Origin of the sequence: Weissella viridescens (assembly GCF_014789145.1) — a bacterium.
Lineage (GTDB): Bacteria > Bacillota > Bacilli > Lactobacillales > Lactobacillaceae > Weissella > Weissella viridescens.
Genome location: NZ_CP061835.1, coordinates 945452 through 959640, shown reverse-complemented (window position 1 = coordinate 959640; position 14189 = coordinate 945452). Strand labels below are relative to the sequence as shown.

Annotated in this window: 10 protein-coding genes and 1 other annotated feature; of the genes, 7 read left to right on the top strand and 3 right to left on the bottom strand. The window is 41.8% G+C overall.

Features of this window, described 5'->3' with window-relative positions; genetic code table 11:
- Positions 1-34 precede the first annotated feature (34 nt).
- From IE337_RS04755 to abc-f, 7 genes are all read left to right on the top strand, one after another.
- The gene (locus tag IE337_RS04755) at positions 35-2302 is read left to right on the top strand and encodes a beta-glucosidase (protein ID WP_191135994.1); all 2268 of its coding nucleotides are present in this window, start codon (positions 35-37) and stop codon (positions 2300-2302) included.
- 144 nt (positions 2303-2446) lie between these two features.
- Positions 2447-4408 (top strand): ABC transporter ATP-binding protein/permease, encoded by a 1962-nt coding sequence (locus IE337_RS04750; protein ID WP_191135993.1) that lies wholly within the window; start codon positions 2447-2449, stop codon positions 4406-4408.
- A gap of 199 nt (positions 4409-4607) precedes the next feature.
- Positions 4608-4833: a binding site (T-box leader), on the top strand.
- Between the two features lie 46 nt (positions 4834-4879).
- The gene (locus IE337_RS04745) at positions 4880-5725 is read left to right on the top strand and encodes an SAM hydrolase/SAM-dependent halogenase family protein (protein WP_191135992.1); all 846 of its coding nucleotides are present in this window, start codon (positions 4880-4882) and stop codon (positions 5723-5725) included.
- A 3-nt stretch (positions 5726-5728) separates the two neighbouring features.
- The gene (locus IE337_RS04740) at positions 5729-6289 is read left to right on the top strand and encodes an ECF-type riboflavin transporter substrate-binding protein (RefSeq protein WP_191135991.1); all 561 of its coding nucleotides are present in this window, start codon (positions 5729-5731) and stop codon (positions 6287-6289) included.
- 19 nt (positions 6290-6308) lie between these two features.
- The gene (locus IE337_RS04735) at positions 6309-8033 is read left to right on the top strand and encodes an ABC transporter ATP-binding protein (protein ID WP_191135990.1); all 1725 of its coding nucleotides are present in this window, start codon (positions 6309-6311) and stop codon (positions 8031-8033) included.
- Positions 8023-8850 (top strand): energy-coupling factor transporter transmembrane component T family protein, encoded by an 828-nt coding sequence (locus IE337_RS04730; RefSeq protein WP_191135989.1) that lies wholly within the window; start codon positions 8023-8025, stop codon positions 8848-8850. Before IE337_RS04735 ends, IE337_RS04730 begins: the two co-directional genes overlap by 11 nt.
- A gap of 242 nt (positions 8851-9092) precedes the next feature.
- Positions 9093-10595, top strand: a complete 1503-nt coding sequence (abc-f, locus tag IE337_RS04725) for a ribosomal protection-like ABC-F family protein (RefSeq protein ID WP_191135988.1) — start codon at positions 9093-9095, stop codon at positions 10593-10595.
- Positions 10596-10639: 44 nt separating this feature from the next.
- On the opposite strand, the gene IE337_RS04720 is transcribed toward abc-f, so the two are convergent.
- From IE337_RS04720 to IE337_RS04710, 3 genes are all read right to left on the bottom strand, one after another.
- The gene (locus IE337_RS04720; protein WP_191135987.1) at positions 10640-11128 is read right to left on the bottom strand and encodes a GNAT family N-acetyltransferase; all 489 of its coding nucleotides are present in this window, start codon (positions 11126-11128) and stop codon (positions 10640-10642) included.
- A gap of 17 nt (positions 11129-11145) precedes the next feature.
- Entirely contained in the window at positions 11146-12477 is a 1332-nt protein-coding gene (locus tag IE337_RS04715) for a M20/M25/M40 family metallo-hydrolase (RefSeq protein WP_191135986.1), read from the bottom strand.
- Positions 12478-12868: 391 nt separating this feature from the next.
- On the bottom strand, positions 12869-14140 hold the full coding sequence (locus IE337_RS04710; protein ID WP_191135985.1) for a glutamate-cysteine ligase family protein: 1272 nt from the start codon (positions 14138-14140) through the stop codon (positions 12869-12871).
- Positions 14141-14189 lie beyond the last annotated feature (49 nt).

The following is a 14189-nucleotide window of genomic DNA, read 5'->3' as shown; positions in this document are numbered from 1 at the left end:
GCTTTAACGTAATTTATTTATTGGAGATGAAAATATGCAAATTGATGAAATTATGAAGGCTTTAACCAATCAACAAAAAGTAAAACTTGTTTCAGGTGTGGATAATTGGTATACAGCCAAGTTTTCGGATCCACAAGTGCCCGAAATTATGATGGCTGACGGACCGGCCGGTTTACGTAAGCAGTCGCGTGATACGGATTATCAATCAGTTAACCAAAGTCAAACTGCCACATCATTTCCAGCTGCGGCGATGGTGGCGGCTACATTTAACCGTGAACTGGCACATCAACTCGGGGTAGCCTTGGGTAAGGCAGCGCATGATAACGATGTGAACATGGTCTTAGGGCCTGGCGTGAATATAAAACGATCTCCGTTAGGGGGGCGCAACTTTGAATATTATTCTGAAGACCCATTATTGGCTGGGCAACTCGGTTGTGCCTATGTGAAAGGGGTTCAAAGCCAAGGTATAGGTGCGACCGTCAAGCATTTTGTTGCAAATAATCGAGAAAATCAACGGATGACGAATTCTTCTGATTTAGATAGTCGGACGCTACATGAGATTTATCTTAAGCCGTTCGAGCACATTATTAAACATGCGCACCCAGCTGGTGTGATGGCCTCTTACAATAAATTAAATGGGACCCAGGTTGTCGAAAATAAAGCCCTGTTATCAACATTGTTGCGTGATGAATGGGGCTATGCTGGGGTGGTTATGTCTGACTGGTATGCTGTGGGTGACCCGGTCAAATCACTCAAAGCAGGGATTGATTTGGAAATGCCAGGTAACTCAGCATCTTCACATCAAAAAGTGTTGCAAGCGGTTGAATCTGGTGATATCACTCAAAGTGAATTGGATCAAGCTGTTCGGCATGTGCTACGAATGGTAGAACAGTTAACGATTACTAATCATGCGCCACGTACGAGTGAACGTGAGAACCATCAAATAGCCTTAGATATTGCTCGAGAGGGTGTGGTCTTACTTAAAAATGATAAAAATACGTTACCACTGAAATCAGCTGACTCGGTGCTCGTTGTGGGACCCTTTGCAAAAGAACCGCGCTACCAGGGTGGTGGTAGTTCCCACGTGACAAGTACGCATGTAACTTCTATGCTTGAAGCCTTTCAGATGAGTGATTTTACAGTTGATTATTTACCCGGCTTTTCAGAAAATACAGTTGAGGTTGACCGTACAAAAGAACAAACGGTTTTGGATGTGCTACCGCATTATGACCATGTCATTTTAGCCTTGGGCTATCGGGATGAAGATGAGTCGGAAGGATTCGACAAAACAGACATTGACTTGCCTGATAATCAAGTCCACTTACTGCAGGCCATTGCCAATCAGCAGCTAGAAAGTAAGTTAACGATTGTTTTGTCGAACGGATCCGTAGTTGATGTCAGTTGGGCTGACCAAGTTTCGGCGATCATTGAAGGGTATTTAGGTGGTGAAGCTGGTGGTCAAGCACTTGTAGACGTTTTAACAGGCGTTGTAAATCCAAGTGGTAAGTTAGCTGAAACATTTCCGAAACGCTTAGCGGATACACCAATGTATGAGACCTTTGATCGTGATTTAAATCATGAAGTTTATCATGAAGGTATTTTTGTGGGTTATCGCTACTATGATACAAGAAAGATGGCAGTGGCCTATCCCTTTGGTCATGGCCTATCATATACGCAATTTAGTTATCGAAACTTAGTTGTTGAAGAAGACGTGACTAAGAAACGGTTAGTTGTTAAAGTGGATGTTAAAAATATTGGTTCGCGTGCAGGTAAAGAAGTTATCCAATTATATATTGGGAACCGCACAAGCGATGTACCAATGCCGACACATGAACTTCGTGGATTTGAAAAAATTGCTTTGGCCATCGGCGAAGAGCGGACAGTGACGTTTGTGTTATCAAGTCACGACTTTAGTTGGTTTAATCCTGACAAAAATGTTTGGCAAGCTGATAATGGCCTTTATGAGATTGAAGTGGGGGCTTCTGCGCGCAATATTCGTTTAACGCAGTCAATTGAAATGAACATGTTAACGCCAAAACACATTCATTTTTCACGTGAGACTTCAATCGCCGATATTATTGCGCTACCTAAGGCTTTCCAACTTTTTAAAGATTATTTTGGTCGGGTAATGGGCGGATTTACACAAACCATTAGTGCCGATGAAAAAACGGCAAATGCTGAACAAAAAACGATGTTGAAAATGGCAACAAATTTCCCTTTAAAGGGATTAGTGGCGTTAGGTGTGCCGGATGATTTAGTTGATCAGTTTATTCAAGCAGCCAATACGGCTTTTGAAGCATAGATGGTTTAGGTGGATGCTAAAACATCCACTTTTTTGATTTTGAAGCAGGCATGTATGTTCATTTACTCAAAATAAGTATATACTACAAATTACAATATAATGAAGAATACATTAGTGTTCAGTGCCCGAGGAGGACAAACAAGCATGACATTTATGAGTTTACGGGATATTAAAAAATCCTATTATCTCGGAAACGATGAATTCCCTGTTTTAAAAGGGATTAATCTAGACTTTGAACTAGGTGAATTTGTTTCCATTTTAGGTGAATCAGGTGGTGGTAAATCTACCTTGATGAATATCATTGGTGGATTAGACCGCAATTTCGATGGAACAGTGACAATTGACGGACAAATTCTCGACCACAAACAAGAAAAAGAGTTGGATGCTTATCGCCGGGGAACGATTGGTTATATTTACCAATCATACAATCTCATTAGTCATTTATCCGTTCTTGATAATGTATTAGTTTCATTGGACATGACAGACCTTTCGAAGGCTGATCGGGAAAAGCGAGCAACCGAGCTACTACACGATGTTGGCTTAGAGGATCAAATTAAAAAATTTCCCAACCAATTATCGGGTGGGCAAAAGCAGCGTGTTGCGATAGCACGAGCCCTAGCTAAGGACCCCAAGGTGATTATTGCCGATGAACCAACCGGTGCATTGGATTCTCAAAATACGCAAGAAGTTTTGGATATTTTGAATGACATTGCGGCACAAGGTAAGTTAGTCATTACGGTGACGCATTCACAAATCGTGGCTGACGCCGGAACACGGATTGTGCACCTTGCAGACGGACGAATTGATGATGATCAGCAACTTCGTGATCGTTATGCAGTGCCTGAAGATGCTTCACACATTGGATCACGACCACTTTCAGCTTTTGCTAGTTACGGTAATGCCTTTAAACATTTCAAGCATAGTTTTGGACGTAATTCATTAATTATTCTCGGTACCGCAATCGGGTTGTTTGCTGTTCTGTTGTTTGGTGGATTGGGAAATGGGGTTAAAGCCTATATCAACGATCAGGTGAATTCTCTGGTTAACCCACGTTCAGTTAATGTTATGCGTCGTGGTGATGATACAGCTGATTCGAGCCAACAATGGACGAATCCGCAGTATATCACTGATGAACAAGTTCAACAGTTGCGTGACGTAAAGAATGGTGGAACGATTCAACCAGGTATCCAAGTGTCAAACGTTAAGACCGATGGCGTCGTGCCTAATAAGCAAATAACACTGTCACAATTGCAAACGTGGACCAGCGCCATTAAGTCAGATAGCATCAAAGCCGGTAAGCAGGCGGGGATGAATGAAATCGTCGTTGATAAAAAGACGTTGGCGCAAAATTATGACAAGCAGAACTGGAAGTCAATTATTGGGAAAGACATCACGGTTAATTATGTCGGCATGTCAGCACAAGGAACGCCAGTACCAGTTAAACAAGTACTAAAGGTTTCAGGTGTCGCTGATATGGGTCAAGGTGGTCCAGCTAATATTGCCGATTTTAAGACAGTACAACAAGGACTTAAACAAGCTGGTGCTGTTTCAGATGCAAACTATGTTTCGATGATGGTTAAACACCGTAGCGATGTTAACCAAGTTCAGAAGGATGTTCAGAACATTCGTGATAGTAAGAATAAGAAATTATTCACAGCAATTACGGCTGGCTCAATGCTAAGTACGATTAATACGTTTGTCAGCTTAGCAACCTCTGTGCTTTCATTGATTGCGGCCATTTCATTGATTGTTTCGGCTTTGATGATTATCGTGACAATGTTTATGTCAGTTTCAGAGCGAACAAAAGAAATTGGAATTTTGCGAGCCTTAGGGGAGTCAAAGAAGGATATTCGTCGTTTGTTTACAAGTGAATCTTTGATGATTGGCTTGTCTTCTGCAGCATTGGCTATCGGACTTGGTTATGGCCTCGGCTACGTCTTTAACGCGGCCCTCTATAAGATTGCAAAGTTTAACATGATTCAAATTCATGCATCAAATGTGATTTCGGTCATCGTGATTGCGATTTTTATTTCTTTCTTAGCTGCGTTGCTACCCGCTCGTCGCGCTTCGAAATTAAATCCAATTGATGCATTATCAGCTGATTAAGTAGTACCGTTAATGTAATCAAGAAAGACTGCTATTCACCTTTGAATGGCAGTCTTTTTTTGTGTTTAAGGTGATTGGCGCTTTTCATCAATGCCAAGTTTGGACGAGAATCATTAAATAACAAGCGGAATCAATAAAATAAAGCTTGACTTAACATATTTCTCTCACTATAATGGCATTAAATTAGAAGTTTCTAATTTTCAATGTGATGAAGAGATGAGTACAATTTGCGGATGTTCAGAGAGTTAGCGTTTTGGTGAAAGCTAATCATTTTGCGGTTGGAATATGGTCTTGGAGCAATTAATGTGATGGTAACATGACATCGGGTCCGCCCGTTATCGCGGAGCGTATTGTTTGATACGTATCGAGTTTTAGGTAGTGATATCTAAAAAAATTTGGGTGGTAACACGTTTAACGTCCCAGAAGTCCATGTGGATTTCTGGGGCGTTTTTTATTTTAAGGAGGTAGGGAATGCGAGATTTAGTGATTCAAACAGATTTTGGACTTAAAGATGGTGCTGTTTCAACGATGTATGGGGTTGCTTACGGTGTGAGCGACAAAATTCGAATATCTGAATTGACGCAAGGCATTACGCCATTTAATATTTTTGAAGCTTCTTTTCGATTGTTCCAAACAGTGAAATATTGGAAACCTGGCACGGTCTTTGTTTCAGTGGTAGACCCAGGGGTTGGATCAAATCGAAAGTCTATTGTTGCAAAGCTAAAGACGGGTCAATATGTTGTGACGCCAGATAATGGGACGTTAACCCATGTTGCTGAAGCATTTGGCGTAGAAGCCGTACGCGTTCTAGATGAGACCATACAACGTTTACCTGGTTCAGAAAACTCAGCTACTTTTCTTGGACGCGATATTTATGCCTATAACGGTGCTAAGCTTGCTTCTGAAATTGTTACATTTGATGAAATTGGGAAACCCTTGGCACCAACTGAGGTTGTGACGATTCCATTGGAAGAAGCCCAGCTTGTGGACAATGTAATTGAAGGTACAGTCGAAATCACGGATGTGAATTTCGGGTCACTCTGGACAAATATTTCCGAGTCTTTATGGCAAGATGCTTTCCAAGCAAAATTGGGAGCCAATTATCTGGTTCGTATTTTTGATCACGGTTCAATAAAATTTGAACGTGAAATTCCGTTCGTTAAAACTTTTGCTGATGTTCATCCTGGGGATGACCTTATTTACATTAATTCGGTTGGTTCCGTGGGCGTGGCAATCCGCATGGGAAATTTTGAAAAAGTAAATCAGGTATCAGCAGGTCCAGAATGGACCATTGAAATTAAGAAGAGTGAGGGCTAAGTCATGGAAAAGAAAAATGGATTATCAACACGTTCTGTCGTTGCTGTCGGGATTGGCACAGCGGTCTTTATTATTTTATTTAAATTTTTAGCCATTCCAACAGGCATTGCAAATACACAAATTAATGTGGCACAAGCATGGTTGAGCTTAATTGCGGCCATTTTTGGACCGGTCGTTGGTGGATTGGTTGCTTTTATTGGTCATGCTTTAAATGATGCAATTTCATATGGGTCAATCTGGTGGAGTTGGGTCATTGCTGACGGTGTCTTCGGCGTATTGATTGGCCTTGCTGGAAAGTATTTACATTTTGCCGATGGTAATTTTACCACGCGCAAGATTATTGGCTTTAATCTTGCTCAGTTAGTATCAAATATCGTGGCTTGGTTAGTCGTTGCACCACTAGGCGATATTTTAATTTATAGTGAACCGGCAGCTAAGGTATTCACACAAGGTGGAGTTTCGACTTTGGTCAATGTGATTTCAACAGCAATTTTGGGAACTGCAGTATTGGCCATCTACAATCGAACCAAGGTAAAAAAGAACTCATTGGAACACGAGGCATAAAACGGAATAGGACGTAAACATGGAGAACGAAACATCACGGGCAATTCTAAAGCTAGACAATGTTACTTTTAAATATGAAGCGCAGAAAGAGCCAACACTTAAAAACATCAATTTGGAAGTTCAAGCTGGCGAATTTATCGTGATTGCAGGAGCTTCCGGTTCTGGTAAATCAACCCTAGGACGCTTAATCAGCGGGCTGATTCCTGAAGCGTTTCCGGGTACTTTAACCGGTGAGTTATATTTTGATGGTCAACGCATCAATGACGAAAGCATTTTTAAACGATCTCAAAAAATTGGAACCGTTTTACAGGATGTGAATGCACAATTCGTTGGTTTAAGTGTTGCTGAGGATATTGCCTTCGCTTTAGAGAATGATGAAGTGGGCGAAACTGATATGCATGCTGCTGTTGCAGCATGGGCTAGTCGTTTGGATTTGGGAGATAAATTGCAGTTGGCACCGCAACAATTATCTGGCGGGCAAAAACAGCGAACTGCGATGGCAGGCGTGTTGATTGATGAGAGCCCGGTACTACTATTGGATGAACCATTAGCTAGTTTGGATGAAGCTAGTGGGCAAGAGATGTTAGGGTTACTTGAGCGATTACGAACAGAGCAAGGTATCACGATTATCTTGATTGAGCATCGGTTAGCGGATGTTCTGCAGTATAAAATTGATCGAGTTGTGCTTTTGGATGAAGGTGAAATCGTTCAAGATGCGCCACCTGTTGAAATACTACAAGAGGCGCGCTTACCTCAATATGGATTAGCGGAACCATTATATGTCCAACTCCTCCGGGCGGCCAATATTGAACTAAGAGAGTTATCCCAATTAACACAGCCGCAAACGGTTTTGGGGCCACAATTACAGCAACAAATTGAGGAGTATGTAGCGCAACTACCTAACCATGAAACGACTCAGATAACGGAACCATTATTGACTGTCACTGATTTATCATTTAGCTACGATCAAAATCAACCGCTCTTTGATCATTTGAATTTTTCATTGCGTAAGTCAGAAATTGTCACATTAGTTGGTAAAAATGGATCAGGTAAATCAACGTTAATCAACATTCTAACTGGGTTTATTGAGAACAAAGATGTCGGCGGAACGTTAACCCTTGCTGAGACGGATTTGAGAACGCTTTCCATAAAGGAACGCGCTGAACGGATGGGGTATGTGATTCAGGATCCTAATTTAATGTTGACCCAACCGACTGTTTTTGATGAAGTAGCTTCGGGATTACGTTTGCGCAATGTCTCTGATTCAGAAATTGCAGAGCGCGTTGTCCCATTGCTTGAGTTAGCCGGGTTATACTCGATGCGGAACTGGCCCACCGATAGTCTGAGTTATGGGCAGAAGAAAAGGCTTAGTATTATTACGATTCTGGTACTAAATCCGGATATTTTAATTCTTGATGAGCCTACTGCTGGGCAAGATGCTGAAAATGCGAATCGATTAATGGACTTTATCAGAGATTTACAGCAATCATATGGCTTAACAATTTTGCTAGTGACTCATGATTTAGGACTCATGAGCTATATTGCAGACCGGACTGTTGTTCTAGTTGATGGACAAATTATGGCTGATACGGATCCAATCCGTCTGTTGCAGCAACCAGACGTGCTAACTCATGCACATTTAGCGCCAACGTCATTGGATGTATTTTTAACTAGTCATCATATGGTTGCTAATCAGCAAGTTTATCGAGAATTGCATAAACGGGAGGTTGCGCATGAATCATAATATTTTTGGTTTTCATCCCGGCACAACGCCAATTCATCAATTAACGGGCACGACGAAATTAATCATTTTTCTAAGTTTGACCATCTTCGGGTCGCTTAGTTTTGATTTACGATACTTGTTGTTATTAAGTGTTGTCGCAATTGGCGCCTTATTTGTTGCTAAAATTAAATGGACCGATGTGCGTGTACTGGTTTGGCTTGTCATTGTTTTTGCGATTTTAAATCTGATTTTAATTTATGTTTTTGCGCCGCAATATGGCACGCACTTATTTGGGAGCAAGACTGTCTTGTTGGGAAGTGGCGCCTATGCATTAACCTTTGAGCAACTATATTACGAGATCATTGTCTTTACCAAGTACTTATTTGCTTTACCGCTCGCGTTGATTTTCTTGATGACGACTAATCCAAGTGAATTTGCCGCCGGACTGAATAAAATTGGGATCTCATATCGTGTGGCTTATGCCGTTGCTCTAGCCCTTCGATATATTCCAGATATTCAAGTGGAGTATCAAACGATTAGCAAAGTGCAACAGGCGCGAGGTTATGATATGTCTAAAAATACCTCTCTATGGCATCGCTTAAAAGGAGCGGTTGGGATTATGATGCCGCTGATGTTTACGTCATTAGAACAAATTGACTCGGTCAGCCGGGCGATGGACTTACGTCGATTTGGGAAACGAAAGCGCCGAACTTGGTATTATGCACAGAAATTTAAAACTTTGGATTGGTGGGCGATTGCTTTAACCAGCCTACTTATCGGGATTGAACTAGTTCTACTGTTGACGAATGGTAGTCGGTTTTGGTATCCCTTTAAATAAAAAGTTTGACAAAAAAATAGCAACCTGCTTATAATACAGATACTATAAAACGAATGAGGTATGTGTCCATTGAAGAATTAAGCTAATATTTGAAATTTTGTTGGAGCACTTTCTAAGTGATTAGAAGGGGTGCAGTCTGCAATTTTCAAGATTAGTGATTTTTCTTTCGTTAGGACCAATGGCCCAACCAAGAAGGCACCAGTCTGTTTAATTGCAGCTGGTGTCTTTTTTTTGGAGGTTTTATGTCGAAAATAGAAATGAAAAATGTTAGCTTTGCTTATGATGGGCAAGCAAACTTATTTGAAAATGTATCTCAAGTACTAGATACAAGCTGGCACTTAGGTCTTGTCGGTCGCAATGGGCGTGGGAAAACTACACTATTTAAACTCATACAAAATCAATTAGCCTATCAAGGAACGTTAATCTGTGATGTTAACGTCCAATATTTCCCACAGGTTGTCGCGCACCCTAATCAAACGGTGCAAACCATGCTTGAACAAGAGGTTGCCCCAGAGCATTTATGGGAAGTTGAACGTGAAATGCAATTGCTTGGTCTGAATGTTGACCGCATTGAAACACAAATCTACCAAACACTTTCGGGTGGTGAACAAACTAAAGTTTTATTGGCACTCGTTTTTGCAAATGAGGATGATTTTATTTTACTGGATGAACCAACAAACCACCTTGATGCGAAAACGCGTCAACAGGTCGCACAATATTTACGCCAAAAACAAGGCTTTATTGTGGTAAGTCATGATCGCCAATTTTTAGATGACACAACGGATCACACTTTATCAATTGAAAAAACACAATTAAAACGATATAACGGATCATTTTCGGTTTATGAACAAGAAAAACATGCGCAAGATGCGTATGAGTTGGCGACAAAGCAGAAGTTACAACGCGAAATTAAACAGCTTGATCAAGCTGCAAAGCAGAAGGCGCATTGGTCAGATCAACGAGAACAGTCATTAACTGCAAAGCCATCACAAGTTGGTGGCAAAAATCATGGTGATAAAGGGTTTGAATCAGCCCGGGCTGCACGAACCATGAAGAAGGCAAAACAAATTGAACGGCATACGCAACAGGCGATAGATGATAAAGAGTTGCTTTTAAAGGATCTTGAATTTGTGGAACCGTTAACGATGGCCGTGCAAACTCCAAGAAAATCGCCACTCGTGGACATAAACTGTGTGCAGTTAGCATATCAGACTGAACCATTATTTGCCCCAATTTCTCTTAAAGTTGTACCGGGCGACATCGTCGGTCTGACTGGCAATAACGGGGTGGGCAAATCATCACTTTTGCAAGCCCTACAAGGTACGTTTACGGGTCAAGTCACGGGGGATTTGAGGCTGGCAAGTTCGCTAACAATCAGCCAGGTGCGACAAACAACGCAGCATTTACATGGAACCCTAAAGGAATTTAGTCGAGCACATGGTGTTGATGAACAGGTGCTTATGAGCATGCTGCATAAGCTTGGATTAGAACGACGCGCATTTGCATTGCCAATCGAACAAATGAGTCGCGGTCAACAGAAACGTGTAGAGTTAGCGCAGGCGCTCGTTAAGCCGGCCGACTTGTATCTTTGGGATGAGCCGTTGAATTATTTGGACGTCTTTAATCAAACGCAAATTGAAAAAGTTATCCAAACTTTTAAGCCTACAATGATTGTGGTTGAACACGACCAAACATTTTTAGACAATATTCGAGCTGAGTGTATAGAATTACAAGCAGTCCATTAGCATTAAAAAAGCAGGCTATCGTTAAGATAGTCTGCTTTTTGTGTTTAACTAATCGGTGTATGAAATTTTTCCAGACGGTACAACCCCTCTGCATCAGGTTCGGTTTGATTATCTTTAATGTGGTAACCGAATTTTTCATAGAAAGGCCGCCCCGTAATTGAGGCTGGAATTTCGATACGTCGCGCTTTTGCAAAATAACTGTCCGTTTCTAACGTGTTTACGATACGTGTCCCAATGCCCTGACCTTGATAAGCTGGATCAACGAAAACAGCAAAAAAACTAAATTCATTGCGTGAATGCCAATAGGGGCCAATGGCACCCGTACCGATGAGACGATTTTGTTCACAAACAACATAAAAATGTGAGCGTTGATTTAACTCAAGATAGTGGGCTGTATCAAGGCGTTTTAGCGCATTTTCAATGTAAGTTTCGGAATAGTCTACACGATTAGAAATACGCATTGTTTTGGCAACGAGTTGAACGACAGCGCGCGCATCATCTGCCACGAAACGACGAACGATAATCTGACTCATACAACTACCGGCTCTCTTTAATTTTCGTATGTGGCAATTAATTGTTTAATCACGACAATGTCATCATCGTAATCGGCCAAACGGATGTTTTCATTGGGGGCATGGTCGCGATTATTTGTATAGCCAATGCCGAGACTCGCAATTGGTGCTTGCACGACCTCATGGATATAGTACATGGGACCAGTTCCAGCACCGGTGGGAGCGACAATCGGTTCGGTATTGTAGAGCTTATCGACCACGTTTACGACACGTAAAATTTCTGGATCAGACATGTCGCTCCGATAGCCAGGTTGCCCAAGCGTTTTCGTCAACGTTAGGTCACCGTAACCTTGCTCGGTGAGGTAGTTTTTAACTTGATTAAAAGTCTTGTCAGGGTCCATGCCAGGTACTAGACGTGCTTCCAATTTAGCTTCGGCGCGTGCGGGGAGAACGGTTTTAACACCAGCCCCTTGCCAGCCGGAACTAATTCCTTCAATGCTGAGAGTTGGTTCAAAATAGAGCGTTTCTTTGAGATCTTGACCATTTTTATCGGTTAATAAAGGGGCTTCAATCCCTAATTGATCAATGAGTTCTGCGCGAGTTAACGGAATATCTGCTGTTAATTCCCGTTCACGTTGGTTTGGTTGAATGACATCTTCATAAAAGCCTGGCACTAAGATATGACCGGATTGGTCAAAGAGCGTTGCTAAAGCTTGTGTAATTCGCCAAGCTGCTGAATCAACGACTCCCGCAAATGAAGAGTGTAGATCTTTTTTAGCGGTTTGAGAAGTCAGGGTGAAGGTTACGATACCTTTATTACCGCCATAAATCTCGACTCGGTCTTCACTATTTTTTTCACCAGATTCCCAGATAATTAAATCCGCTTGGAGTACATCAGCGTATTTTGCCACGTAATCATCAAGGTGTCGTGAAGCAGTTTCTTCGGAACCTTCAAATAGGAATGTGATATTAACGGGTAGTTCGCCATTGTGTTCGGCGAGGTATTCAGCCACCGCCGTCAAACGCGCCGTAATATTTCCTTTATCATCATTGACGCCACGACCATAAAGCTTATCACCAGTTTGAGTTAGCGTCCACGGATCAGTTTTCCATAAGTCAAAGGGTTCAGCTGGTTGAACATCATAGTGGTTGTATAAGATGACAGTTTCTGCGTTAGGATTGTTGCTTTTGAGTTGTCCAATGACCAGGGGAGCAAAGTAGGTGTCATCGTAAATGACATCGGCACCAAGGTCGGCTAATGCTTTAGCTAAAACTTTAGCCGTTTCTGGTAAAAATTCTTCTTTTGCAGAAACACTTGGTAGTGCGATAAGTTCGCTGAGTAAATTTAAATAGTCTGCGTGAATTGTCATAAGTACAATCCTTTCTTTTGTGCCTTAAATAAAAAAGCCGCTTCAAACGACGACAGCGTTGTCGAAGTCAGAAGCAGCTAAATGTATAGTTACGTTACCATTCTGAGCGTTTGGGGTTGTTACCAACCGCCACTCACTAACCATCAGACAAAATTGTCGAATGGTGTGCCATGATAACGGAGGCCAATCCGTCATACACTCACGATGCACGCTCATGTATGCCAATCACAGGTCATTTTCAAACGAAGTGAGATACTAGTTCACATCAACCACTAGCTTTCTGTTATCTGACATCGGTTTACTTTCCTGATCACTTTGTTTTTTGTGTTAGCAATATCATACAAAGTTCAATTCTAAAAGTCAACTGAGAAATCTGTATGTATTTTATCATTTACTGACGCTGATTTTGGTAAGTTGTTTTCCAATGTTCTCCTTGCGCTGTTGCGAATGCCTGCAAAGAATCATTATGAATATGCGGAACCAGTTGTTGAGAAATGGTGTTCCGTGGTTGGTCGATGTTATCCGCCAAATCATCGAGTGTCGTTTGCCATTCAGCACCATCTTCGGCTTGAGCTTGCAGCAATTTGAAATGCGCCAGGAGTTGCTTAAAGGCAACTTGTTGTGCTTCAGGCAATGGCGCGTCAGGATGTTGGAGCGCAATAGCATCATTAATCTCGATGCTTGCTTGCATCATCTCGTTGTCAATGTTTTCAGGAAAATAGAGCGCATCTAGTATTAGTAACGCTAAGACTGTTAGTGCATTTTGATTAATACCACTAGGGGTAAAGGGATTTAAGTCGAAAATTCGGAATTCTAAATATTCTACTGAATGACGGTGTTGGCTATGGTAGGCGTCGGTAGCTTTAACTCGCACAGGACCATAGTATTCACTTAAGTCATACAAATCACCTGCATCAATGCGTGCGTCAAGACTAGCTAAGAATGTATCTAAGTTCGTAAAATCAAGTTGAATGGTGCGATGGTTGGCAAAACCAGCGGTGCTTGAGCGCCAAGAGCGGACTGGTTGTGTGATGTCACTTCGACGGGCCAACATGCGATCATCAATCGGATTTTCCGTAACAGGGCTAGCACCGAAGAGGTAAGTGATGAGCCAACGATATTTTGAGACTTGTTTCAAAATTTGAAAGTAAAGGGCGTTCCGATTGGGATACGCACCTGAAGCTAACAATGGACCACTAATGGTATCTGACAATGAGAAATTTACATGAATACCGGTCATAATATGTTGATAGTAACCGTAGCGCTCAATCAAAATTTGACGATAGTCTGCGTACCAAGGGCGCTCAAAGTGGGTGGCTAAATAATCTACATCACTATCAGCCATATAAGGAGGCATTGAGAGTGGCCAAATAATCTCATCAGCCTTTAAATGGTCCATTAAGCGGTTTTGCAGTTGCGTCAGTTGCGTTAAGGCCTGATGAACCGTTGGTTGTGGGTCCGTAACTAATTCTTCTTGACTCTCTGAAAAATCGGTCTGGAAATTAGGTTCAGTTCGTCGATCACCTAGGGCTGAATCATGCGGGTGCTGTGATAAATGTGCAGTGGGTAACTGTACACGATGTTCTTCAATTTCAATACCAACACGCTCTGCAAGGGTGCCAAGGGTTAGCGTTGGTGGAAGATGGGGAATTTGATGGATCATCTGGCATGCCTCCAATTGTCAAAATGAATGATTAAAGCATTCTCATATT

Coding starts and splice junctions, on each gene's coding strand:
- IE337_RS04730 (WP_191135989.1), top strand. CDS start 8,023: ATGAATCATAATATTTTTGGTTTTCATCCCGGCACAACGCCAATTCAT.
- IE337_RS04755 (WP_191135994.1), top strand. CDS start 35: ATGCAAATTGATGAAATTATGAAGGCTTTAACCAATCAACAAAAAGTA.
- IE337_RS04745 (WP_191135992.1), top strand. CDS start 4,880: ATGCGAGATTTAGTGATTCAAACAGATTTTGGACTTAAAGATGGTGCT.
- IE337_RS04710 (WP_191135985.1), bottom strand. CDS start 14,140: ATGATCCATCAAATTCCCCATCTTCCACCAACGCTAACCCTTGGCACC.
- IE337_RS04720 (WP_191135987.1), bottom strand. CDS start 11,128: ATGAGTCAGATTATCGTTCGTCGTTTCGTGGCAGATGATGCGCGCGCT.
- IE337_RS04740 (WP_191135991.1), top strand. CDS start 5,729: ATGGAAAAGAAAAATGGATTATCAACACGTTCTGTCGTTGCTGTCGGG.
- IE337_RS04750 (WP_191135993.1), top strand. CDS start 2,447: ATGACATTTATGAGTTTACGGGATATTAAAAAATCCTATTATCTCGGA.
- IE337_RS04735 (WP_191135990.1), top strand. CDS start 6,309: ATGGAGAACGAAACATCACGGGCAATTCTAAAGCTAGACAATGTTACT.
- IE337_RS04715 (WP_191135986.1), bottom strand. CDS start 12,477: ATGACAATTCACGCAGACTATTTAAATTTACTCAGCGAACTTATCGCA.
- abc-f (WP_191135988.1), top strand. CDS start 9,093: ATGTCGAAAATAGAAATGAAAAATGTTAGCTTTGCTTATGATGGGCAA.